The sequence below is a fragment of the Nonomuraea sp. LPB2021202275-12-8 genome, assembly GCF_037044575.1.
Lineage (GTDB): Bacteria > Actinomycetota > Actinomycetes > Streptosporangiales > Streptosporangiaceae > Nonomuraea.
Map to the genome: position 1 here is coordinate 55,337 of NZ_JBAHWD010000006.1, position 22,501 is coordinate 77,837.

Genomic DNA, 22,501 nt, shown 5'->3' on the forward strand with positions numbered 1-22,501 from the left:
GTGTACTCGGCCATCAGGTCAGGGCAACCAGTCGATCGCGGCGGCGAGCTCGGAGGGCGCATTCCCGAAGGTGTGCCGGAAGACCCGGGTGAAGTGCGGGCTGTCGGTGAACCCGGCGCTGTGAGCGGCCGCCGTCAACGTCTCTCCCGCGGCTACCAGGTCGATGGCACGCTGCAGGCGTAGCCACCGCACATAGGGCCGCAGCGGAATCCCCACGTGCGCGCTGAACAGGTGCGCTAGCCAACTCGGCGACAGGTGGACCGCGTCCGCCACCGTACGCAGTCGCACCGGTCCCCGTCTCAGGAGCGTGGGGATCACGGTGATCGCCGCCTCCACCGCTGGGTGGAGCGGAATGCTGTCGGCGGCGCTGTGGCCGGTCCACACCTCGACAACGCGCAGCGCGGTCGTCGCCTCGGCTGAGCGCGCATGACCGATCGGCGGCTCGGTGAACATGAGCGGCCGTACTCCCTCGTGCTGGCCAGGTCTCGGGCTCGTGTGCGCCGGTTCGGGCACCGCATGAGCCGAAGAGCCGCGGACGGGCAGATCCCGGGTTCGCGTGACGGATGGCGACCAAGTCGAAGCCTCGCAGCCCGTACCGGAGCGCGCGAGAAGGGACCGGCCCGGCGAACTGCGGGGATCCAGGTGAGCGAGCAGGGCCTCACGGGCTCCGGTGAGCACCGCGTGGCGGGTGTCGGGGGGAATGACGGCGATCCGCGTGGTCAGCCGCTCGCCTTGGGCGTCGGCCATGGTGAAGGGCTCGGCGGAAACGATCAGCTGAACCGCATGGTGTGCGTGCAGGGCGTTCCTGCCGACCGTCCCGCCGTACAGCAGGAGGCCGGGGCGAAGTAGGCACCAGCCGCGCCAGGGATGCGACATCACACCGTCCTTCATCGGCACACGTCGAACGACCGCAATGTCCAGACAGACGAATATATTTCGCGCACGGCAATGGAGCGTAGAAAGCCAGGCCGACCGCCCGACGACGGCAGCGGACACATGGGTCGCAGAGTGCGTTGAATGAGGTCGTGAAGAGAGTCTTCCAGGCCAGGACACGATGTGCCGTCCTGGAAGGCCACGCCGATGATCGAGGGGGATCTCACTCGAGCGCGTCGAGGTGGGCCAGGCGCTCGTGCAGCCCATGCTCCCGCGCGTGGTCGCGCAGCGTCGCCACCGTGAGCGCGCCGATCTCGAGCTGCGCAGCGAGCGCGTCCATCCGCCGTCCGAGATCCGCCCGCGTGCGGACCTCGCGCTGCCTGGCCATGCCCAGGGCCCGTTCGCACGCCGCCCTGCGTCGCAGCCGTTCGTCCTGGCACCACAGCTGCAGGAAGTGATTCCTGCGCAGTTGGTACGAGCCGACCCGCCTCAGCGGCAGCTTGCCGTCCCTGCCGAACGCCCGTGCGGGCAGCACGGCCCGCCACCCGCCGTGCGGCCCCCGCCGGAGCGAGCCGTGCCCGAATCCGCTGTCGGACAGCCACTCCTCCCACAACCGTCGCTCGTCCGGCCGCGTCTCGGCCTCCACCCGCGCCCGCGCCTGCGGCACCGAAGCGAGCACCTCCTCCAGGAATGCGTCCCGTTCGCCGCCCGCCGCCGTGTAGCCCAGCAGCTCGCCGCCGCCGGTCTCGATGATGTACGAAGGCAGGTACGCCTCCTGTGGCCGCAGGTCCCGGATCTCGCGCAGTCGCACAGGCAGGTTGTACGCGGCCCGATCGGGACGCGCCGCCAGGTCCAGGACGAGCCCCTCATGGAAGGCCGCGGGTGCGAACAGCGGCCGGAACAGCGTCCCGTCCGACACGTCCTCCTTGCGGACTGTGGGCGTGTCCAGCACGCTTATCGACCCGTCGTAGTGCGAGCGCGGCAGCGGCCTGCCCGTGAACCGCTCGAACAGCAGCCTCCTGCGGCTCTCCTTGCGAAGTGCGTAGCGCACGCCCTCGTGGTGGGAGCGCGTGCCCAGCTCGGTCAGGGTCACGTGCCCGCCGTCCACCCGCACGTGGCCGATGACCACAAGAAAGTGCAGGCAGCGCTCGACCAGCGACAGATCGAGGCCGAAGAACGCGCTCAGCTCGGTCGCCGTGCCGATCCCGCCCTCTGCGACCGCTCTGACGAGGTAGCGGTCGATCACCTCGTAGGCCTGCTCCTCGTACAGGTCGGCGGTTACCTCCACCTGCCACAGCGGCCACAGGACGGCGAACAGTCGCGTCGGGTGCGTCCCGGGCCGACTCACCGCGTGCTCCACCGCCCGCCTGGCGGGATAGATGATGTGCCTGGCCACGCGTCAGGCCTCCTCGATCTCATCGATCAGTCGGCCGGCCTCCCGCGAGGGCCGCAGGTCGCCGACCCTCCCCAGGTGCGCGATCATGGCCCGTGCCAGGCGGGCGAACTCCGGCTCGCGCGCCCGCGTCAGCGTCGCCTGATCGCCGACGACGACGAGCTGGGCGCGGGCTCTGGAGATGGCCACGTTCAGGCGGCGCAGTTCCTTGAGGAAGCCGATCTTCCGCTGCGCGTTGCTGCGGGTGAAGCCGTACACGACAAGGTCGCGCTCGCCGCCCTGGAAGGAGTCGACGGTGTCGACATGCCCAGCCACGTCGGTGCCGCCGCCCAGCTTGGAGCGGATCAGCTCAGCCTGCGCCTTGTAGGGGACGATGACCGCCCAGTCCTTGTAGCGGGGCGCGTACGCCCTGACGAGCCGCGCGATCAGGTCGGCCTCTGCCCGGTTGCGGTATCCCTTCGCCTCGCCGGTCAGTTCCTCCTCGCGGCGCTCGGCGTCCGGCAGGTCCGAGGTGTCGATCATGGCAAAGGGGCTGCGGAAGATCGGATCGCGACCGCCGCCGGGGTGCTCCGTGCGCAGGATGCCGCCGTAGAAGGCAGCGGAGACGAACTCCGCGATCTCGCGGGGCATCCGCCGTTGCAGCCGCAGCATGACCTGGTGATCCTCTGGCAGGGTGCCGTAGAGCTGCTCGAAGGCACTGCGCCGCAGGATGTCGCCGATCCGGTCGATGGCGGGCTGCGGGAGCTCGGCGTCGGCGCGCAAGCCCGCCGCCCAGTCACTCACCTCCTCGTCCAGGTAGGGCGGGAGCTGGTGATGGTCGCCTACGAGGAGCGCGCGCCTGCCGCGTACCAGCGGGACCAACAGGTTGGGGGTGGAGATCTGCCCGGCCTCATCCACGATCACCAGGTCGAACTCCAGGTCGGCCAGGATTTCGGCCGTCGCGGTGCCGATGCAGGTGGCGCCCACGACGGTGGCGTAGCGCACCAGCTCGTGCTGGAGCTCCTCCCCCGTCTCCGCGATTCCCGCGCGCCAGGCCGTCAGCAGCTCCGCGCGGGCGGCCAGCTGAGTCGTGGCCCGCGCCAGCCGTTCCCGCTCGTCCCGCCAGTGCGACAGGTCGGCGCCTGGTGCGGCGGGGTCGAGCGGCAGCCACGCGGTGATCATCGAGCGCACCATGGAGGCGGCCTGCTCCGCCTGTGCCAGCTCGGCACGCCGTCGTCCGGCCGCCGCGTCCACGGCGCGCGCCAGCTCGTTCGCCGCGGGGTCGGCCTCCGCCAGCCGGTCCGCCTCCTCCCGAACGGCGGCCAGGGCAGTGGAGGCGGCGTCGGACTCGGCGCGGGCGACCGCGGCCGCCTGCTCGGCCTCCCGCGACCTCAGCAGCCGGCGACCGGCCACCCAGCGCCAGAGGAAAGCCAGCAGCCCCGATCGGGCACGGGTCAGGCCGGCCTCGTAGCGGTCGCGGGCACGGCGGCAGGCGTCGTCCAGGGCCTGCGCGGTCGCCCGGGCGCCGGCCGCCGCGCTCCCGGCCGCCTCCAGGCGCCCGGCGAGGGGTGCGGTCGCGCGGGCCACCGCCGCCTCCCGCTCGGCGGCCAGGCGCCTGGCCTGCGTATCGGCGGCGTCGGCGCCGTCCAGGCTCCGGTCGAGGTAGGACAGCCAGTGCCCGGCCGCGGAGTCCGATCCGGCGAAGGGCCGCAGGGCGGCCTCGGTGCCCTCGGTGGCGGCCAGGACCCGTCGCTGCTCCAGTTGGACGCGGTTCTCCACCATGAGCGTCCTGGCGTGCGCGGTCATCTTGTCCTCGTTGCCGATCCGCACGGTGAAGACGTCCTCGGGCAGTTTCTCCAGGACGTTGTCCACCGCACGATTGGTGTGGGAGGTCACCAGCACCCGCTGGCGACCGGCGCAGGCGGCCACGATCTGCGCGATCGTCCTGGTCTTGCCGGTGCCCGGCGGGCCCAGGACCAGCAGCAGGTCGGGCACGGCCAGCGCGCGCTGGAACGCGGCGAGCTGGCCGCTGCCCTCGTCGAGCGGCTCGCGTGGCCTGGCGTGCGCATGGGGCTGGAACGGCGCCACCCGCCGGTCGACGAGCTGGTGCAGCAGCCCGGCGTTGACCGACCGGCCGTCGCGCAGCCGGGCCACGGCGTCGGCCTGGGCCTGGTAGATGCGGTCACTGGGCATGGTCATGAGCGCGCCGGCCGCCGGGATGCGCCCGTAGTCCACGGCCCGCTCGAAGCGGATGGTGACGTCGAGGTCCCTTACCCTGAGTACCCGGCCGCGCAGGTCGGGGCTCTCCCGTAGGTACAGCACGGTCCCCTCCGGCACGTCGGCCGCGCGCAGGAGCCGGAAGGTGTAGACGTCCCTGACTGAGTGACGCTGTTCCCTGGTGCTGGCCTTGTTGCGGTAGAGCAGCGGATCGGCGTCGTGCTGCCGGGTGACCTCGATGTCCCGGCCGGCCTCGATCACCTGGCTCATCAGGTCCAGGTAGAGGGTGTGTGCCGGCGGCAGCGGCGAGGCGGGGCGGGAGGGGGCGGCGGCCTGGGACCAGGCGCGCAGGAGCAGGTCCCAGTGGGCAGACCCATGGGCGGGCACGTCGCGCAGGTGGTGGTAGGCGTGCCAGCCGTACTGGCAGCGCAGCAGCAAGGCGGCCTCGACCAGCCGTTCCTCATCCCTGAATCGGCGCGGAGCGGCACCGCCGAGGCTGTACGCGTCTCCCTGCCGCGACGGATAGAGCCAGGCCACGTACCTACTGGTGTAGACAGCCAACCGCCCGTCGTCCACCCGGGCGGGCAGCGCGCCGGCGCGGGCCAGGTCGTCCATCTCCTGCACCAGCGCGAGGGGATGCGTGTCCTGGGCCAGCTTGGCGTACACCTTCGGCGAGGGGACAACGGCCACCCCCGTGGTCAGGAACACGGGGACGGTGCTCATCGTCCGCCCCCGCGCGACAGCTCGGCCCTGGCCCGGCGCAGGCCCGCCGCCATCGTGCGGATGTCATCGGGCCGGCCTGCGGGGTCGGCGTCGAGCGCGCGGGCCAGCAGGTCGTCCAGCTCCACGGGCGTCTCCGGTACGACCGCGCGCAGCGGCGGGGACGTGCCCGGCAGCCCGGAGAGGGTGTGGCGGACGAGGGCGGCGACCTGGTAGACGTCTGTCCGCGGGCCGGGCGGGAGCGTGGCCAACGTGGGCCGGTGCTGCTCGGGGGCCTGGTAAGGCGCGTGCCCCTCGCCAGGCACGGGAGGCAGCGCCGCGAGGCCGAGGTCTCGGGGGACGCCTTCGTGTCGGCCGCCGCGCAGGACAACGGTCTCGGGGCTGAGAGCGCGATGGGCGTGCCCGCGCCGGTGCAGCTCGTACAGGGTGTCGCACAGTCCGGCGGCGGCGGCCAGCGCGGCGGCGGCGCTCAGGCGGTCGAGCGGTCCCGCCGGCCCGAAGGCGGGGCCGAGCACCTCTCGCCAGAGCGGGCCGTCCGGGAGAGCGGTCGCCAGCGTGACCGAGCCGTCGCCATCGCGGCGCAGGCTCTCCTTTCGCGGCAGCCCTCGGGCGCCGTGCAGGTCGTCGAGCAGCCTGGCCTGGGCGAGCAGCCCGTCCCGGCGCGTGGTTCCGCCCACCGAGTCGCGGAAGATCCGCACCTGGCGCAGGGAGACACGCCGGCCGGGCGGGGCCACCCGGTCGGCGGTGGCCTCGCGCCAGGCCCAGGCGCGGTCGGAGGCGAGGACCTCCACGGCGTCCGCGTGCAGCAGGTGACCGAGGCTGACCGAGCCCGCCTGCCATGGCCCGTCCACGTCCAGGTCCGCGAACGAGGGGACGATCGTGAGCGGGACGTCGTCGGCGGGCGGGCGGTAGGGGTCGTAGTAGAGGCGGCGTACGTGGTCGGATTCCGGCCTCGCCAGCAGGTCGCGCAGCCGGTTGTCGTCCCACAGCTCGATCGGGATGCCGGTCTCGGCCTCGCGATCCGCCTTCCACCTCCCCCACCACCGGGTGTTGGGCGGGTCCATGTTGCAGGGAATACAGAGCACCCAGCCATCGATGGCGTGGCCCTCCCGCGTGGCGGCGGCCACCGCCGACTTGAAGGACTTGTCGACCTGGACGCGCTGGCGGGTGTCGAAACCCCGGATGAAGTACTTGGCCTGCCAGATCCTTATGCGGCCGTTCAGATCGCCGGCCAGCACGTCGATCCCCCAGTCGCCGCGGGTGGCGTGCGGGACGGACGTCTCGATCCCCTCGACGGCCCGTACGAGCAGGCCGAGCATCTGCTCGAACTCGTCACGGCCCCCCGCGTCGTTCTGGCGCGTCGCGTGGACGCGGAAGTCTATGTGTGGAACGCCGCTCATGTGCCGCGCGCCCTCTCGCTCTTCACTCGTCCCTCGATCCACCTGGGCGGGAGGCCACAGCTCCATGATCTCGTCGCGCACCAGAGGTCGTGCACGAGCACGGTGTCACCGTGCGCGGGCGGCAGGCGTCTTGCCGGCCTTGGGCGAATGCCTTGTCCGGGTGTGTGTGCACTGGTCTTCACCGCGTGTGTAGGTGACTGATCGAGGCGGGAGACTAGCGGATGGCGCTCCAACTCCGGCGAGAATCGACAAAGTGCCCGATTACGGCAAGCCGCGCGCCCGGAATGGGGTGAATCCGAAACCTCGGCCGACGGCGAGCGCCGGACCTGTTCCCTCCCGTATGACGCGCTTGCTGTATGAATGATCGCAACTGTGGTGGTTCAGGGCTCCGAGTCCATCTTGTGGAGCCTTGAACCAGGCGAGGAGGGCGGACCTGATGGCGGAACGGGCGATCTCTCCGGTCCTGGTCGGGCGCGTGGAGGAGCTGGACCGCCTGGTCGCCGCCGTGAGCCGGCCGCCCGCCGTCGTGGTGCTGGAAGGCGAGGCCGGCATCGGGAAGAGCAGGCTCCTGGCTGAGATGGCGGCGCGCCCCGAGCTGGCGGGCCGGCTGCTGCTCAGCGGGGGCGCGCGGCGGATCAGGGAGCCGTTCCCGCTGGGTCCCCTGGTGGAGGCGCTCCGCGGCACGGGTGACCTGCTGGCGCGGGCCGAGCTGTCGCCGGTCGCGGGCGCGCTGCGCGGGCTGCTGCCGGAGCTGGCGTCCGTGCTGCCGCCGGCGCTGGAGCCGCTGGACGACCGGGCGGCCGTGCGCCACCGGCTGTTTCGCGGTCTCATCGAGGTGCTGGGGGCGCTCGGCCCCGTGGTGCTGGTCGTGGAGGATCTGCACTGGGCCGACGAGCAGACCGTCGAGTTCCTCGCCTACGCGCTTGCGGTGCTGCCGGCCGGGATGTCGGTGGTGCTCACCTACCGCGGTGAGGAGGCCGGCGCGCTGGTCCGGGAGGCGACCGAGCGCCCGGCGGACGCCGTCCTCCACGAGCACATCCTGCTGAGGGCCCTGGACTCGGCGCAGACCGGCGAGCTCGCGGCCGCGATCCTCGGCGAGGCGGGGGTGACCGCGGACTTCGGGGCGCACCTGCACGAGCTGTCGTCGGGACTGCCGCTCGCCGTACACGAGCTCATGGCGCTGATGCGCCAGCGGGGCGCCCTGATCAGGCTGCGCAGCGGGCGATGGGCGCGTAAGGCGGTGGCCGAGCTCGACGTGCCGCCAGGAGTGCGCGACTCGGTGCGCGAACGGGTGGCGCGGTTACCCGAGACGGCGCGTGCCGTGGCGGAGGCGGCGGCGGTGCTCCAGGTGCCCGTGCGGCTGGAAGGGCTGGCCCAGGTGAGCGGGCTGGCGAAGGCCGAGACCGTGACCGGGGTCGACGAGCTGCTGGTCTCCGGCCTGCTGGCGGAGCAGGCCGGGTCGGTGGCCTTCCGGCACGTGCTGACCGCTCAGGCGGTGTACGGCGGGATCCCGCTCGGACGCCGGCAGGAGCTCCACGCCCGCGCGGCCCAGGCCGTACGGGCGGTGAAGCCGGTACCGCTCGGCCAGGAAGCCCACCACCTGCGCCAGGCCGACCGGCTGGCGGACTGGGTGGAGGCCGCCGACCGGGCGGCCGAGCAGGCCTCGCGGCTCGGTGACGACGCCGAAGCGGTCCGGATCCTGGAGGAGGTGCTGCGCGAGGCGCCGCTCGCGCCGGAACGACGCGGCCTGCTGGCGGTGCGGCTCGGCTGGGCCGCCGCGCAGGTGCTGCACCCGCCGTCGGTGATCGACCTGCTGTCGCGGGCGCTGGAGTCGGAGCAGCGCGGGCCGTTGCGCGGCCAGCTGCACTTCCTCATCAGCATGCTCCAGGAGCGGCTCGGTGAGGACCCCGGCGCGCAGCGCCGCGCCCTCACCGCGGCCGTCGACGACCTGGGCGACCGGCCCGCGCTCGCGGCATGGGTGATGGCGTCGCTGGGCCGGCCGATGGACGCGAGCGTGCCGCTGGCCGAGCACCTCGTCTGGCTCGACCGGGCCCTGGACGCGGTGCCCGCCATGGGCGACCCGATCGAGGAGGTCTTCGTCCTCGGCAAGATCGCGACCTCCCTGGCAGGTTACGGCGATCCGCGCTGGGGGGAGCTGACCGAGGAGGTGCGCCGCAGGACCGGCGGGCGACCCCGGCACCGCCAGGAGGTGGGCGCCTACCGGTCCATCGCGGAGAACGCCTGCCTCGCGGGGAACTACGAGGCCGCCGAGCAGTTGCTGAGCGCCGCGATGCGGGGCGCGGAGGACGAGGAGTCGTCGCGTGAGCCCCTGGCACGCTGCCGGCTGGTCGCGCTCCTGCTGGCCTGCTGCCGAGGCGACTGGCACGGCCTGGAGCAGGAGACCGCGCTGCTCCTCGACGAGTACGGCGGGCGCCCGTTGGACCGGCTGTCGGCCGAGACGGTGTCCGCCTGCCTGGCCCTCGCGCGCGGCGATCTCGACACGGCCAGGCGCGAGCTGCCCGACGTCGCGGGTCGTGCGCTGGACCTGGGCACCTACGAGCTGCTTCCGCTGTCGGTCGCCGGGTTCCTCCGGCTGTCCGCCGCGAGCGGTGAGGCCGAGGCCGCGCTCGCGGCGACCGGAGCCGCGGTCGCCGTGTGGGAGACCAAAGGGCTCTGGCCGCTGGCGGTGCGCGCGCTGCCCGCGCTCGCCGAGGCGCTGGCGGCGGCGGGCAGGCAGGACGAGGCGACCGTTCTGGTGGACCGGCTGTCCGCGCGGCTCGACGACCTGGACGCGCCCATGGCCGCCGCCGCGCTGGCGCACGCGCGCGGGCACCTCACCGCCGGGGACGGGGACGCCACGGCCCGGTTCCTCGCCGCCGCGGCCGGCTACGACCTGCTGGGCGCGCCGTACGAGGCGGCCCAGGCCCGCGAGCTGGCGGCGGGACGGCTGTTCGCGGCGGGCGACCCGCGCGGCGAGGAGCCGCTGCAGGCGGCGATCACGACGTTCCGCGAACTGGCCGCCCGATGGGACCTGGACCGCGCCGCGCAGCTGGCCCGCAGACACGGGGTGACGGTGCGGGGCCGCTACCCCGGCGGCCCGCAGGGGTACGGCGCGGACCTGTCTCCCCGAGAGCGGGAGATCGCCGAGATGGCCGCCGCCGGGCTGACCAACCGGGAGATCGGCCAGCAGCTGTTCGTCTCGCCCAGAACGGTGGAGAAGCACCTCGGCGCCGCGCTGCGCAAGCTCGGGCTGCGCTCGCGTGTCGCCCTCGGCGCACACCTTGAGGTCGAATACCCCCGTAGTACCCCACCCGGCGCGTAACCCCCGAATGGGGTGTCCTACCCATAGTCCCCCAGGGGCCGCACGGACGACGCTGATGGCATGTCCGAAACCGACTCCACAGATGGCGGTCCGGCCGACGCCGACGAGAAAGGACCGGCCGCGGCGCCCGACAACCCGGTCATCGAACCGCTGGACGACGCCCCCGAGGGCTTCGAGCCGGTCTGATCCGCCCCCCACCGCACCCGAAAGGGCAGCCCCGCATGTCCCCTCGCAGATCCCCGCACGATCCCCCCTCTTTCCGGCCAGGCCGTAAAGGCGCGCTTCTCGCAGGCTCGGCCCTGCTGCTGGGCGTCCTCGTTGCGCCCAGCGCGTCCGCCGCGGCCCAGGAGCAGGAGCCAACACCCGCCACCGAGGCGACCGGCCAGGTCAGCGGCCCGATCGCGCTGACCGGTCTGGGCCCGGGGGACCGCACGGTCACCCTGGTCACCGGCGACCGGGTACGGCTCAGCGACGCCGGCGGCGGCAAGTACTCCGTGCGTCCCGAATCGATCGTCCGCCCCGACGGCACCAGCGCCCAGCTGTCCACGCTGGCCACCCCCAAGGGGGTGTACGTCACCCCCAGCGACGCCGTGCCCGCCATCAACGCCGGCCGCCTGGACCGGGAGCTGTTCAACGTCACCTACCTGGCCGAGAACGGCTACACCGACGACAGGACCAAGCAACTGCCCGTCATCGTGCAGTACCCGGGGCAGCACACGGACAAGGCCGTCGCCTCGGCCGCCAAGGCCATCCCCGCCAGCGAGCCCGTGCTCACCCTGGAGAGCGTCAACGCCTCGGCGCTCCAGGTCACCAAGGCCGAGGCGGGCGCGTTCTGGAACGCGGTGCGGGCCGTACCGGACAAGAAGAGCGCGACCGGGATCGCCGGGCCGGCCAACGTGCCGGACACGCTGCGCGGCGACATCTCCAAGGTGTGGCTGGACGGCAAGGTCAAGGCCGAGCTCGCCGAGAGCGTGCCGATGATCGGCGCGCCGCAGGCGTGGGCCGGCGGCCACGACGGCGCCGGCGTGAAGGTCGCCGTCCTGGACACCGGAGTCGACGCCAGGCACCCCGACCTGGCCGACCGGATCGCGGACAGCAAGTCCTTCATCCCCGGCCAGGAGGTGCAGGACGGCCACGGCCACGGCACCCACGTCGCCTCCACCATCGCCGGCTCCGGCGCGGCGGACGGCGGCAAGCACAAGGGCGTCGCGCCCGGCGCCCAGCTGATCGTCGGCAAGGTGCTGTCCAACGAGGGCTCCGGCAGCGACTCCCAGATCATCGAGGGCATGGAGTGGGCCACGACCTCCGGCGCCAAGGTGATCAGCATGAGCCTCGGCGGCGACGCCTCCGACGGGACCGACCCGATGAGCCAGGCGGTCAACGCGCTCAGCGCGTCCACCGGCGCGCTGTTCGTGATCGCCGCGGGCAACGCCGGCGCGTCGGGCGCCGAGACCGTCGCCACCCCCGGCACGGCCGACGCCGCGCTGACCGTGGCCGCCGTGGACAAGAGCGACGCGTGGGCGACCTTCTCCAGCCAGGGACCGCGCATCGGCGGCGGCCTCAAGCCGGACATCGCCGCTCCCGGCGTGGCGATCGCCGCGGCGCGCGCCGCCGGCACGACCATGGGCACCCCGCTCGACGAGCACTACACGGCCGCGAACGGCACCTCGATGGCCACCCCGCACGTCGCGGGAGCCGCCGCGATCATGACGCAGCTGCACCCGGACTGGACGGGGCCGCAGATCAAGGCCGCGCTCATGTCGACCGCCAGGGACGACGCGCTCAGCGTGTACAAGCAGGGCTCCGGCCGCGTCGACGTGGCCAGGGCGTACACCCAGCAGGTCTTCGCCGCCACCGCCGGGGCCGACTTCGGCGCCGTCGAGAGTGACGCCGCCCCCGTGAGCCGGGAGCTGACCTACACCAACCTGGGCGGCCGGCCGGTCACCCTGGCCCTGACCTCCGACTTGCGCAAGTCGGACGGCAGCGCGGTCGAGGGCGGGCTGAGCATCGCTGAGACGACGCTCACCGTGCCCGCCGGAGGCACCGCCACCACCACCGCCACCGTCGATCCCAAGACCCTGGCGGACCTGGACAACTACACCGGCGCCGTCATCGCCACCGCCGACGGCGTCCAGCTGCGCATCCCCGTGGGGGTGGTACGTGAGGTGCCCAGGGCCACGCTCACCATCCACACCCTGGGCCGGGACGGCAAGCCGCGCAGCCCCTCGGCCCAGGACACCATCGACGTGTCCGGCGGCAAGGGCGTCATCAGCGGTGTCGCCCTGACCGCCGAAGGGACCACGGTCACCCGCGTCCCGCAGGGCGTCATCAGCGTGACGCAGGCGCTGAACTGGGTCAGCGACGACGAACGGGACAACCTGGCGTTCCTGTCCGTGCCCGAGCTCAGCGTCACCGGGGACACCGAGATCACGCTCGACGCCCGGAACCTCACCGAGGTCCGTTTCACGACCCCGCAGCCTGCCGAGCCGTTGAGCAACGTCCCCTATCTGGCGTACCAGCGGACCGTGACCAACGGCACCTCCTACATGGGGTTCACGTGGCCGAACCGCGCCTGGGCCCGACTGTGGGCCCTGCCCACGGAGAAGGTCACCAAGGGCGCCTTCCGCTTCCACACCCGCTTCACCCTCGGCAAGGCCGAGGTCGCCATGAGCGTGCGCGGGCGGGGCGGGCTCACCCTGCACCCGGCCTCCGCGCTGCACGGCGTCAACACCTACGGGGTGCACGAGCAGTACGACGGCTTCCCCGACTTCCGGCCGTTCACCGGCACCCGCGAGCTGGAGGTCGTCGACGTCGGTGAGGGCAGGCCCGAGGACATCGCGGGCCGCGACCTGCGCGGCAAGCTCGTCCTCCTGGAGGTGCCGAAGTCAGAGGGCCTGTTCGGGCCCATGTGCGGAGTCCAGATCGAGCGGCTCGGCCCGATCCGCGACGCCGGTGCGGCCGCGATCGCGCACTTCCCGCAGCCCGGGAGCGGCTGCGCGATCCCGATGGGCTTCACGCAGATCCCGTACACCGGAGAGGCCAAGCCCATCGGCGTCCCCACCGCGTCCCTGCCCTCCCGCGAGGCGCTCGGCCTGCGCGACCGGCTCGCCGGCGGCAGGCCGGTCACCATCCGGGTGACCGGCACCGAGGAGTCGCCCTACACCTACACCTTCGCCCCCTACGAAGAGGGCCGGGTGCCCCGCTCGCTGCACTACACCTTCACCGAGCGCGACCTGGCGCGGATCGACCTGGACACCCACACCGTCGCCCCCGCGCGCTACAACGACTGGCGGTACGCGCAGAAGGCCGGCGACGTCATGCCGCTGTCGACATCGCTCACAGGGTGGGGCGGCCCCCGGCTCACTCTGCAGGAACGCCGCGACTGGGTCGGACCGCTCGACCCCGGAGTCCTCTGGTCGCACGGCATGGAGGAGATACGCGGCACGATGATGGACGACCGGGTTCCGCAGTGGGCCCTGGAGGTGTTCGACAAGCCGGTCCGCACCCAGCAGTCCTGGATGACCACCCCGTTCACGCCCGGCGCCGCGACCGGCTCGGACAAGGTCTACAAGCTCGCCAAGCCGGGCGCGAACTTCGGCGCGTTCTTCCGGTGCATGATCTGCGTCCAGGGCGACAGCCTGTGGGCGGAGTTCGAGCCCAGCTACGGCTCGCCGGGCGCCAGGAAGTACAACGGCGACTACTGGCCGACGACCGACCTGTCCAAGCCGGGCTTCGACGTCCGCCTCTACCGGGACGGCAAGGAGATCCCGCGCACCCAGGTCGGCGGCTCCACCATCATGCCGGTCTTCGGCCTGCCGCAAGGCCCCGGCAGCTACCGGCTGACCGCCAAGAACGACCGGCACGACACCGAATGGACCTTCACCACCCCGGTCTCGGCCGATCCCCTGCCGGGATCCTTCTGCTCCCTCGAGGTGCTGTACGGCACGGCGGAGCCCTGCAAGCCCGCCCCGGTCGTGTTCGTCAGCTACGACCTCGGCGACACCCTGGACGTCGGCAACTCCGTCCGCGCCGGCCGTACGCACACCTTCACCGTCTCCCCCTACCACTCCCCGTCCGCCTCCAAGATGCCTGACATCGCCGGCCTGAAGCTGTGGGCCGGCACCGACGACGGCGCCACCTACACCCCCGTCTCCGTCAAGCGCGGCAAGGACGGGACCTACACCGCCACCACCCGCTACCCCGCCCTCAAGCACACCAAGGGGGCCGTGACGCTCAAGGTCGAGGCCTGGGACAAGGCGGGCAACACCATCAAGCAGACCACCGTCCGCGCCTTCAACCTCCGCTAGCACATGTGTGACCCCGGGCCATGGGGGTGGCCCGGGGTCACACGATCAGTTCAGGTGAGCGGCCGTCCAGCAGTCCGCCGCCCCGGGCTTGCCGCAGTGGGCCAGATCTTCGAGCGCCCGGTCGAGAACGGCCGTTCTGGGGTTGGCCGGATCGTTGGCCTCCTGGTTCGGGTCGGTGACGGTGTCGTAGTACTCGGGCGTGGGATCGCCGGCGTACTCGACATACAGATCAGTGGCGGTCCGCACCGCCGCGTAGGTGGGCGGCTGGGAATTGCCCGCCTGGACGGGGTCCGCGTCCGGATCCGGACCGCCAGGTGCGTCAGGGTCCGGCCTGACGTGCTCGATCAGCGCCGCGTCGCGCCAGTCCTTGACCTTGTGCCCCTGGATGAGGGGTAGCAGGCTGCGACCGTCACGGCTGTCACGGGTCGCCGCGTCGACTCCCGCCATGTCGAGGAAGGTCGCGAAAAGATCCACGTTCTGGGAGACGGCTCCGGCCACGAGGTCGCCGCGCCGTCCCGCAGCCGGGCGCTTGACCAGCAGCGGCACCCGTACGTCGTGGTCGTAGGCGGTGGACTTGCCGCGAACCAGGCGGTGCTGGCCCAGGTGGAAGCCGTTGTCGCTGGTGAACACCACGTACGTGTTGCGCTTCTCGGCGGGCGTCAGCGTGGACAGCACGCGCTCCACCATGTCGTCGACCGACTGGACCATGCGGATGCGGTCGCGGAAGTCCTTGCGGAGCTCTTTGACGAGCTTCGCGCCGAGCGGCTCCCGCCGCACCCAGGAGGGCTTGTCGGCGGTGTCCTCATTGAACGCGGGCAGCGTGGTCACGTCGATACTGAGGCAGTCGGGGCCGCCGCAGTCGCCGTGCGGGAACTGCCCGGCGGGCCACTGGGTCTTCGGCCGGTCCCGACGCGCCGGCGGGAAGCGCGGCTCCTTGTCGCCCGGCTTGGCGCCGATCCTGGAGTGCGGAGAGAAGGGCGAGACCTGCAGGAAGAACGGCTCGCCCGGTGCGTGCGCACGGGAGCGCTCGATGAAGTCGACAGCCCGCTGTCCGATCTCGTCCACCAGGTAGGTGCCGCTGGACGGGTCGATCGGCTTCTCTTCGGCCGTCTCCTCCTTGATGTAGCGCGTGAGCTGGTACTTGAACTCGCTGTAGCCGCCGCCCGCGGCCACGTGCCATTCGTCCCAGCCGGGCGGGACGTGGTAGCCGACCGGCACCGGGTACTCGTTGATGTACTTGCCCAGGTAGCCGGTGCGGTAGCCGGCCTGGTCCAGCGAGACGGCGTACGTCCTGCCCTCGTGCTTCTGGAAAGCCTGGTAGCCACCGCCGTCTGAGCCCTTGTTCGTGGCCACGCCTGTGTTGTGCGGGAACTGGCCGGTGAACATCGAGGCCCGTGACGGGCAGCAGAGCGAGTTGGACACGTAGTAGTCGGTGAACGTGGTCCCGTCGTCCGCCAGGCCGCCGACCGCGTCCATGTACTGGAGCAGCTCGGCCGACAGGTCGTCGACGAGGAAGAAGACGATGTTCGGCCGCTTGGGCGCGGCGGCCGCTCCCTCGCTCGCCTGGGACGCCGGGATCAGGCCCAGGACGGCGGCCAGTGCCACCACCAGTGCCCTCTGGATGCTTCCGGCTCTGGACATGACAGCCCCTTTTACAGCCGATGGGAGATCAGAGTTGCGGTGAACCCTAATCTCCAGCGATGCGGCCTATCAACCGATCCGTCCTCCAGGGTTGCTGGCAAAACGAGGGCCGGCCCTCCTATGAGCCCGCACGGTGGCGAAGGACTGCAGGACATCTCCGCGGCGTACTCGTCGGTGCGGAGAACGCCTCCTTCAGGGGGTCATGACCTCCATGTCCCCGGATTCGCTGGACAGTTCGATGGAACGCTCGGCCGAGGGGTCGCTGGCGGCGGTGATGTCCTTGGTCCCGGACTCCGTCCTGGCCACGATGTGGTACGCCCCCCGCGGGACATGGATCACCGTCTTGCCCGCATCCGTGGAGGTCGTGACCTTGTCAGGCAGTGCCGCCGCAATGATTGGCGTTGCTGCCGACACCCTGATCTCGGGTGGTGCTGGCCCTACCAACGCCGTAGGGGCCGGCGGCTGCCGAAGACTCCGTCCATGCAGTCCGCCGAGCCGGTCCCGTCGGCGTACCTTGAGGTTGACCTGCGGCGATCCAGGAGTCCTGGCGCACCTAAACGGGTGGACTGAGGTGTCCGCCCTCGTTCTCCCAGCCGTCCTCGCCGGGCGTGCGGGAGGGCGATGCGACGGGCAGGTGCGCGGCGGCGAGGATGTCGGTCAGCGCGAGGCCGGCCGTACCTTGAGCCGCTAGCGCCAGCGCGGCCTCGGCAGGAGCGCTCGCGGTGCCCGGCGGGATGACCAGCAGGACGATCGGCTCGGCAGCCGAGAAGACCAGGGTGATCACCCGAGGGTCGGTGTGGCGGAACCAGCCGACCCGGACCTGTCGGCCGCGCGCGGGGAGCCGGCGGGGGACGTGGTCCCACGCGGGCGACGGGCGAGGCGCTCGGAATTCAGAGCCGGCGCATCAGACCGGCTCATCGCTGTGGCTGGTGGCTGCCGGAGCGTCTTCGCCGGGTGCCGGTTCAGTGGAGCGGGCGGGTCGCAGCCAGCCGAGCTGCTCGGCGAGTTGTCTGGCGCTGTCGATGACGTCGGCGATGTGGGGAGACGGGTTGGCGTCGTGCCATAACAGTGACCAGGGGTAGAGCGTGGCGGGCTCGGTCAGGGGCCGCCAGATGGTGCCGGGCCGGTTGGAGGTGCGGAAAGAAGAGGGGACGCAGTGCACGCAGCGGTGCTGGAGCACGAGGTCGGCGGCGGCGCGGGTGCTCTCGACGGTTCCCTCGTAGACGCGGGGCGAGAAGCCGGCCGAGCGGCACAGCTCGATGACGAGCTGGTTGAGCTCCGGTGTCTGCTCCTCCTCGCCGAGCAGCAGGAGCTCGTCGGCGAGGGCGGCGACGGGTACGCCGTCCATGCCGGCGAAGCGGTGGTCCTCGGGCACCAGCACACCGAGCGGATCGAGTCTGATCAGCTTGGACGCCACCTCGGCCGGAGTCTGGGAGGCACGCCCGATGCCGATGTCCAGGCGTCCGTCGAGCAGTCGCCGATACTGCTCGGGCGTGCCCGCCTCGACCTGGTGGATCGTGACATCCGGATGGGCGCGCTGGAGCTCGCGCAGGATCTGCGGCATGGAATCGTAGCCGGCATCGATGATGCCGACGCGCAGCGTGGGCGCTGACGACACCGCATTGCGCGCGGCGTGCTTGGCCCGGTCGACGTGATCGAGGATCTGGCGAGCCTCGACGAGGAAAGCAGCACCCGCCGAGGTCAGATCGACGTGGTGGGTGCTGCGATCCAGCAGCCGCACTCCCAGCTCACGCTCCAACCGCTGCACCTGCTGGCTCAGCGCGGACTGCACGATGTGCTCACGTGCCGCCGCCCGGCCGAAATGCAGTTCCTCGGCCAGCGTCACGAAATACCGCAGTTGTCGTAACTCCATGCCGCCACCCCTCCCTCAGCCGGGCGGCGCCGATCCGGGCCGTCTTCCACCACTCTAGGTTCCTCTTGGAGTGTGCGCCCTGGAGGAGGACCTGGCACTACTTGCTGGGCTGGGGGGTCTGGCAGGCGATCTTCGGGTTCATGCCGAAGTAGTTGAGGGGTCCCGCCAGGATTGTCACCGCGATGGTGGCCACCTGATTGCAGTTCTCCACCGAACCTGTGTAGTAGTTGCGCTGGCCTGCGGCGACGGCACCGGCGATCAGCCATACGATCAGCACTATCGACGCGATGCGCATAGGTCCGACCTCCATCCTTCTGTCAGTTCACGAGTGGTGTCGCAGGCGATGAGGGAGCTCCGAGGAGAGGATCAGCGCTTGAAGGCGTCCTTGACCTTCTCGGCGGACTGCTTCAGATTGCCCGCGACCCGATCGGTCTTGCCCTCAGCCTGCTGGGAGCGGTTGCCTGAGACACGGCCGAAGCGCTGCCTGACCCAGCCTCTGACGGCCTGCACCTTGTTCGTGATCTTCCAACGCATGCTCATCGCGTTTTCCCTTCACCGCTCAGCTCAGCCCATGGCCGGGGGCAGGCCCTGTTGGCCCGTCTCCCCCATCAGCCATGACCTCGTGCAGGCGGATACTCCGCCGCGGTCAGGCGGCTTGGAGCCCCAGTGTCCTCCCCGGCCTCATAGGAGGAAACGAGCAATGACGGGGCCGGTTATCACTGGAATCGATGAGCGTGGCCGAGCCTGGCGAACTCTCCGACCCAGTGAGCGAGATCTTTCGAGAGGGCGCCGGATCGCCTTGACTCGCCGAATCGACTTTTTGGCCCCGTCAGACCGCAGATTTCACCGGTGCGAATCTTCGACTACGTTATGCCGAGAGTGGAATTCGCTAATTTGTGCGAAATCTCCTTGCGTTTTACTTCGGATTGGTATTTGATGAGGAATGCAATCCAAGAAAAAAGGGAGGCTCTTATGAGCTTCGTACAGATTCTGGAATTCGACACCAAGCGCGCCGGGGAAGTCGAGTCGCTCATGAACGAGTGGCGGACGCAGACCGAGAGCACGCGCACCGTGAAGCGCGAGGTCGTGGCGAGGCATCGCGACCGCCCGGATCACTACATGGCCATCGTGGAGTTCGCCTCCTATGAGGAGGCCCAGCAGAACAGCAAGCTGCCGGAGACTGACCGGTTCAACGCGCACATGACCAAACTGTGCGACAGCCCGATCACGTTCTCCAACTACGATGTGATTCGCGACAAGAGCTGATCGCCGGCTGAACACCGCGAAAGCTCAACCTGTGCTGTGGCGTGTGAGAAGTTTCTCGCGTCATGGCGCGGGATATTTTTATGTTCCAGCTTTCTTACAAAGTGGAGCAATTGTGCGGCGTCCCCCACAGCCCGGGGGCTCAATGATCTGCTTCGGTGCGGACCGCACAACCGTTACGAATGCCTTCTGGCGAGCGCCTGGTCGGCCTCGGCGCCGAGCAACCGGGCGGCCGCGGCCACCTCGACGAGCTGACCAGGCGTCATCGCCTCCAGACAGGCGGCGAGCCGCTGACGGTCACCGCGCCAGGCCATGCTCGTCGCGTTCTGAAGAGCGAGGGTGCGCGAGGCGGTGCCGATCGCCTTCAAGACGCCGGTCAGGGCCTGATCCACGTCATCGTTCGGATCCGGCCGCCGCGGAGGTCGAGCGTCCAACGTCATTCACCTTGCCGTCCTTTGGACTCCGAGTGCTGTCCGATCCCGTCACTGATCGCCAGGCCGATCATCACGCCCGATGATGAGCCTCGCGCAGGTTGCTGCTTTCCACCTGGTCCGGCCCGCTGGACGATCAGATCATCGCACCTGACGGCTCCGCTCACGCCGCCCCGACCGCGACGTGTTCATGACCGCGTCAACCCCGCGGCCACTTTGTCCCGCACTCCCCTGCCCGTAGGAGTCAGCATGGACGCTGCGGATACAGTCGGCGCCCTCACACCTCGCCGGCTCCTGCGCATCACGCCGCTCGTCGATCTCGCGGGCCTGCGGATCGAGGGCGAGCTCGACCGCGCCTCGCTGCCCGCCCTGACCCGGGCACTGGCCTCGATGGCTGGCCGTGGCAGCTTCCACGTCGATCTGAGCGGCCTGGTGTTCTGCGACATCGGCGGGCTGCGCGCCCTGCTCACCGCCGCCGCCGGTCTGCGCGACGGCCACGTCCTGACGTTACGGTCGCCCTCTTCCCAGATACGACGCCTGATCGGGCTCACCGGCTGGCACGAGACGGCCGGCCTTCGTCTGGAGGCGCTGCCTGCCCCTTGCCCGGCTGATCGGTTCTGCAGATGAGTCCTTCCCGGATCGCCTGTTTCCCCGCCCGCACGTGTGGTGTTGGCTCGGGGCGAACGACTTCGACCGTCGGCACCGGCAATCCCGCGGGGGCCGGCCCCCTGCTCGACCGGTCCGGAAGACCGATCCGCGCAGACATCGATGCACCGCCAGAGGAGCTCGGCCATGGGCATCATCGCTTGGATCATCCTCGGACTGGTCGCCGGACTGGTGGCCAGAATGCTGGTCCCCGGCAAAGACTCACAAGGCTTGATCATCACCTTCGCGCTCGGCATCGCCGGGGCGTTGCTGGGTGGCTTTGTGGCCACCGAGGTGTTCCACGTCTCGGGCGTCCAGGGGTTCTTCAACCTGTCCACCTGGATCTGCGCCATCGTCGGCGCGGCAGTCCTGCTGATCGGCTACAACCTGATCACCGGCCGGCGTTCGGGCCGCCGCACCGGCCGCTGGGCCGGCCGCCGGTGACCCCGCCCAGCGCACGCTGCGGGGGTGATGCGTGATGCACGTCGCCGCGGCCATCGCGGTCATCATCGTCGGCGCCATCCTCACCTACGCCCTGACGGACGGCTCGGTGGGCGGCTTCGACCTGCGCATCGTGGGCATCGTCCTGATGATCGGCGGCGCCCTCGGGCTCCTGCTGCCGCTACTGCTCCGCAACAGATCACGCTGGAGCCAGTCAACCGCCCGCAGCCGCCAGGACGTCATCGATGACCGGCCACCGCCCACCCTGGTGGACCCTCCCGACCACGACGGCAGGCAGGGTGGTGCCCGCCAGGCCCCGGACGATCGACGCCTGTGAACAGGGAAGCGCCAAGTGGTGTCGGCGGGCCGCTGTCGGCCATCGACCCATGTCCAACCCGCTGCCTTGCCCCGTCCTTGTCGGCGCGCGCCAAGGCATCGACCTCTCCAGGAGGCAGACATGTCCACGATGACCTGGACGGCCGTCGCCATGGCGGTGGTCCTGATAGCGGCCATCGGCTTCGTCGTGCTGCGCCGGCGCCGGCAACACCTGCGCCGGCGCTTCGGCCCCGAATACGAACACGCCCTGAACCAACGAGACAGCCGCAGCGAGGCCGAGCAGGAGCTGCGTGCCCGGGAGAAGCGGTTCGCCACCCTCGACATCACCCCGCTGACTCCCGAATCCCGGCAGAGCTACGCCGGGCAATGGACCAGACTCCAGCAACGGTTCGTGGACGCGCCGGGCGCCGCCGTGACCGAGGCCGACGAGTTGGTCACGGCCGCCATGGCCGAGCGCGGATATCCCACCGGAGGCTTCCGGCAGCAGTTGGCGGACCTGTCGGTGGTGCACGGCCGTACCCTGCACCATTACCGACAGGCCCACGAGATCAGCGGGCGCGCCACCTCCGGCGAGGCGTCCACCGAGGATCTCCGGCAGGCCATGGTGCACTACCGCGCCCTGTTCGAGGAACTCCTCGACGACGCGGAGGTGCCGTCACCTCGGCCCGTACCCGTTGAGAAGCACGAGAAGGCGCCCCGGTAACTCCTGCCCTGCCGGCGCGGGGAACGCGGACGCACTTGTCCACCGGCCGCCTGCAAGGCAATGGAAGCAAAGGAAAACAGATGGCCGTCCTGGACATTCCCCTGGAACAGATGACCGCCGAAGAGCTCCTGATCGAAATGGCCCGGCCGCAGACCTCGGAATCGCACAAGGTCCTGCTACGTGAGCGGCTGGTGGAGACCCACGCCTGGATGGCCGACTCCCTCGCGCGCCGTTACCGCTATCGGGGCGAACCGATGGAAGACCTTCTGCAGGCGGCCTATGTCGGCATGATCAAGGCCATCAACGGGTTCGACGCCGGCCTCGGCCACGACTTTCGCCGCTACGCGTCTGTCACCATGGCGGGCGAGGTCAAACGGCATTTCCGGGACCGCACGTGGGCCATCCGGGTTCCCCGTGTCTACCAGGAACGCCGCTCGCGGCTGACCAAGCTGTCCGATGACCTCTGCCAGGCCTTGGGCCGCTCGCCGACCGTCGCCGAACTGGCGGCCGGAATGGGGCTGTCGCAGGAAGAGGTCCTGCTGACGATGGACGCCTCGGCCGCCTACAGCACCCTGTCGCTGGACGCGCCCGTCAACAACGACGGCGAGTCCGCCAGCCTGGCCGACTACCTGCCGTGCAACGACGAGGCGCTGGACGCCGTCATCGGCAGGCAGGCCGTCAAGGCGCTCATCGACGCCCTGCCCGCGCGCGAGAAGCACATCCTGCTGCTGCGCTTCCACGGCAACCGCACCCAAGCAGAGATCGCCACCGAGTTCGGACTCTCCCAGATGCACGTCTCCCGCATCCTGCGCAAAGTCCTGGGCCAGCTACGCATGGCACTGTCCGACTGACCGCATCTGTGATGACGACGACCGCCGTCGCCCGTTCGGCGACTGCGGGCCGCACCAGACCCCGGATGGATCCGGAGAGGCCCATGCCGGGCTTCGAAGACGACCA

Annotated in this window: 19 protein-coding genes and 1 pseudogene; 9 read left to right on the top strand and 11 right to left on the bottom strand. The window is 70.8% G+C overall.

Features of this window, described 5'->3' with window-relative positions:
* Positions 1–18 precede the first annotated feature (18 nt).
* The 4 genes from V5E28_RS13490 to V5E28_RS13505 all read right to left on the bottom strand — a co-directional run bounded on the left by V5E28_RS13490 (position 19) and on the right by V5E28_RS13505 (position 6,582).
* Positions 19–876, bottom strand: a complete 858-nt coding sequence (locus tag V5E28_RS13490) for a helix-turn-helix transcriptional regulator (protein WP_336207177.1) — start codon at positions 874–876, stop codon at positions 19–21.
* A 220-nt stretch (positions 877–1,096) separates the two neighbouring features.
* Positions 1,097–2,269: a hypothetical protein gene (locus V5E28_RS13495; RefSeq protein ID WP_336207178.1), complete on the bottom strand. Its 1,173-nt coding sequence runs from the start codon at positions 2,267–2,269 to the stop codon at positions 1,097–1,099.
* A 3-nt stretch (positions 2,270–2,272) separates the two neighbouring features.
* A complete protein-coding gene (locus V5E28_RS13500; RefSeq protein ID WP_336207179.1) occupies positions 2,273–5,185 on the bottom strand; it encodes a DEAD/DEAH box helicase in 2,913 nt (970 codons plus the stop codon).
* Positions 5,182–6,582, bottom strand: a complete 1,401-nt coding sequence (locus V5E28_RS13505) for a hypothetical protein (RefSeq protein WP_336207180.1) — start codon at positions 6,580–6,582, stop codon at positions 5,182–5,184. The genes V5E28_RS13500 and V5E28_RS13505 overlap by 4 nt, the downstream gene beginning before the upstream one ends.
* Before the next feature lie 436 nt (positions 6,583–7,018).
* On the opposite strand from V5E28_RS13505, the gene V5E28_RS13510 reads away from it, so the two are divergent.
* The 3 genes from V5E28_RS13510 to V5E28_RS13520 are packed head-to-tail and all read left to right on the top strand — an operon-like array spanning position 7,019 to position 14,211.
* The gene (locus V5E28_RS13510) at positions 7,019–9,904 is read left to right on the top strand and encodes a helix-turn-helix transcriptional regulator (protein WP_336207181.1); all 2,886 of its coding nucleotides are present in this window, start codon (positions 7,019–7,021) and stop codon (positions 9,902–9,904) included.
* 60 nt (positions 9,905–9,964) lie between these two features.
* Entirely contained in the window at positions 9,965–10,090 is a 126-nt protein-coding gene (locus tag V5E28_RS13515; protein ID WP_336207182.1) for a hypothetical protein, read from the top strand.
* Positions 10,091–10,125: 35 nt separating this feature from the next.
* Positions 10,126–14,211 carry a S8 family serine peptidase gene (locus tag V5E28_RS13520; RefSeq protein WP_336207183.1) on the top strand — a complete coding sequence of 1,362 codons (4,086 nt, stop codon included), beginning with the start codon at positions 10,126–10,128 and terminating at the stop codon, positions 14,209–14,211.
* A gap of 45 nt (positions 14,212–14,256) precedes the next feature.
* Here V5E28_RS13520 and V5E28_RS13525 read toward each other — a convergent pair whose 3' ends face one another.
* The 6 genes and pseudogenes from V5E28_RS13525 to V5E28_RS13550 all read right to left on the bottom strand — a co-directional run bounded on the left by V5E28_RS13525 (position 14,257) and on the right by V5E28_RS13550 (position 18,265).
* On the bottom strand, positions 14,257–15,852 hold the full coding sequence (locus V5E28_RS13525; protein WP_336207184.1) for a sulfatase family protein: 1,596 nt from the start codon (positions 15,850–15,852) through the stop codon (positions 14,257–14,259).
* Between the two features lie 192 nt (positions 15,853–16,044).
* Complete coding sequence (locus V5E28_RS13530) at positions 16,045–16,191, bottom strand: hypothetical protein (RefSeq protein WP_336207185.1); 147 nt, start codon at positions 16,189–16,191, stop codon at positions 16,045–16,047.
* Positions 16,192–16,405: 214 nt separating this feature from the next.
* Positions 16,406–16,708, bottom strand: a pseudogene (locus V5E28_RS13535) (DUF5994 family protein); the annotation flags it as partial.
* 48 nt (positions 16,709–16,756) lie between these two features.
* Positions 16,757–17,725, bottom strand: a complete 969-nt coding sequence (locus tag V5E28_RS13540; RefSeq protein WP_336207186.1) for a LysR family transcriptional regulator — start codon at positions 17,723–17,725, stop codon at positions 16,757–16,759.
* A gap of 97 nt (positions 17,726–17,822) precedes the next feature.
* On the bottom strand, positions 17,823–18,020 hold the full coding sequence (locus V5E28_RS13545) for a hypothetical protein (RefSeq protein ID WP_336207187.1): 198 nt from the start codon (positions 18,018–18,020) through the stop codon (positions 17,823–17,825).
* Positions 18,021–18,091: 71 nt separating this feature from the next.
* On the bottom strand, positions 18,092–18,265 hold the full coding sequence (locus V5E28_RS13550) for a CsbD family protein (protein WP_336207188.1): 174 nt from the start codon (positions 18,263–18,265) through the stop codon (positions 18,092–18,094).
* A 432-nt stretch (positions 18,266–18,697) separates the two neighbouring features.
* Here V5E28_RS13550 and V5E28_RS13555 point away from each other — a divergent pair, with 432 nt between their 5' ends.
* Entirely contained in the window at positions 18,698–18,991 is a 294-nt protein-coding gene (locus V5E28_RS13555) for a hypothetical protein (RefSeq protein WP_336207189.1), read from the top strand.
* 173 nt (positions 18,992–19,164) lie between these two features.
* Here V5E28_RS13555 and V5E28_RS13560 read toward each other — a convergent pair whose 3' ends face one another.
* Positions 19,165–19,380, bottom strand: coding sequence for a hypothetical protein (locus V5E28_RS13560; RefSeq protein ID WP_336207190.1), 216 nt, complete (start codon positions 19,378–19,380; stop codon positions 19,165–19,167).
* Between the two features lie 288 nt (positions 19,381–19,668).
* Here V5E28_RS13560 and V5E28_RS13565 point away from each other — a divergent pair, with 288 nt between their 5' ends.
* From V5E28_RS13565 to V5E28_RS13585, 5 genes are all read left to right on the top strand, one after another.
* Complete coding sequence (locus tag V5E28_RS13565) at positions 19,669–20,046, top strand: STAS domain-containing protein (protein ID WP_336207191.1); 378 nt, start codon at positions 19,669–19,671, stop codon at positions 20,044–20,046.
* Between the two features lie 165 nt (positions 20,047–20,211).
* Positions 20,212–20,508, top strand: a complete 297-nt coding sequence (locus V5E28_RS13570; RefSeq protein WP_336207192.1) for a GlsB/YeaQ/YmgE family stress response membrane protein — start codon at positions 20,212–20,214, stop codon at positions 20,506–20,508.
* A 34-nt stretch (positions 20,509–20,542) separates the two neighbouring features.
* Positions 20,543–20,842 carry a hypothetical protein gene (locus V5E28_RS13575; protein WP_336207193.1) on the top strand — a complete coding sequence of 100 codons (300 nt, stop codon included), beginning with the start codon at positions 20,543–20,545 and terminating at the stop codon, positions 20,840–20,842.
* 120 nt (positions 20,843–20,962) lie between these two features.
* Positions 20,963–21,544: an LPXTG cell wall anchor domain-containing protein gene (locus V5E28_RS13580; protein WP_336207194.1), complete on the top strand. Its 582-nt coding sequence runs from the start codon at positions 20,963–20,965 to the stop codon at positions 21,542–21,544.
* Positions 21,545–21,579: 35 nt separating this feature from the next.
* Complete coding sequence (locus V5E28_RS13585; RefSeq protein WP_336207195.1) at positions 21,580–22,395, top strand: SigB/SigF/SigG family RNA polymerase sigma factor; 816 nt, start codon at positions 21,580–21,582, stop codon at positions 22,393–22,395.
* Positions 22,396–22,501 lie beyond the last annotated feature (106 nt).

Bases quoted from the DNA above. Each gene is read 5' to 3' on its own strand.
- V5E28_RS13505 (WP_336207180.1), bottom strand. From the start codon at position 6,582: ATGAGCGGCGTTCCACACATAGACTTCCGCGTCCACGCGACGCGCCAG.
- V5E28_RS13570 (WP_336207192.1), top strand. From the start codon at position 20,212: ATGGGCATCATCGCTTGGATCATCCTCGGACTGGTCGCCGGACTGGTG.
- V5E28_RS13515 (WP_336207182.1), top strand. From the start codon at position 9,965: ATGTCCGAAACCGACTCCACAGATGGCGGTCCGGCCGACGCCGACGAG.
- V5E28_RS13575 (WP_336207193.1), top strand. From the start codon at position 20,543: ATGCACGTCGCCGCGGCCATCGCGGTCATCATCGTCGGCGCCATCCTC.
- V5E28_RS13525 (WP_336207184.1), bottom strand. From the start codon at position 15,852: ATGTCCAGAGCCGGAAGCATCCAGAGGGCACTGGTGGTGGCACTGGCC.
- V5E28_RS13510 (WP_336207181.1), top strand. From the start codon at position 7,019: ATGGCGGAACGGGCGATCTCTCCGGTCCTGGTCGGGCGCGTGGAGGAG.
- V5E28_RS13550 (WP_336207188.1), bottom strand. From the start codon at position 18,265: ATGAGCATGCGTTGGAAGATCACGAACAAGGTGCAGGCCGTCAGAGGC.
- V5E28_RS13545 (WP_336207187.1), bottom strand. From the start codon at position 18,020: ATGCGCATCGCGTCGATAGTGCTGATCGTATGGCTGATCGCCGGTGCC.
- V5E28_RS13490 (WP_336207177.1), bottom strand. From the start codon at position 876: ATGTCGCATCCCTGGCGCGGCTGGTGCCTACTTCGCCCCGGCCTCCTG.
- V5E28_RS13555 (WP_336207189.1), top strand. From the start codon at position 18,698: ATGAGCTTCGTACAGATTCTGGAATTCGACACCAAGCGCGCCGGGGAA.
- V5E28_RS13540 (WP_336207186.1), bottom strand. From the start codon at position 17,725: ATGGAGTTACGACAACTGCGGTATTTCGTGACGCTGGCCGAGGAACTG.
- V5E28_RS13565 (WP_336207191.1), top strand. From the start codon at position 19,669: ATGGACGCTGCGGATACAGTCGGCGCCCTCACACCTCGCCGGCTCCTG.
- V5E28_RS13500 (WP_336207179.1), bottom strand. From the start codon at position 5,185: ATGAGCACCGTCCCCGTGTTCCTGACCACGGGGGTGGCCGTTGTCCCC.
- V5E28_RS13580 (WP_336207194.1), top strand. From the start codon at position 20,963: ATGTCCACGATGACCTGGACGGCCGTCGCCATGGCGGTGGTCCTGATA.
- V5E28_RS13520 (WP_336207183.1), top strand. From the start codon at position 10,126: ATGTCCCCTCGCAGATCCCCGCACGATCCCCCCTCTTTCCGGCCAGGC.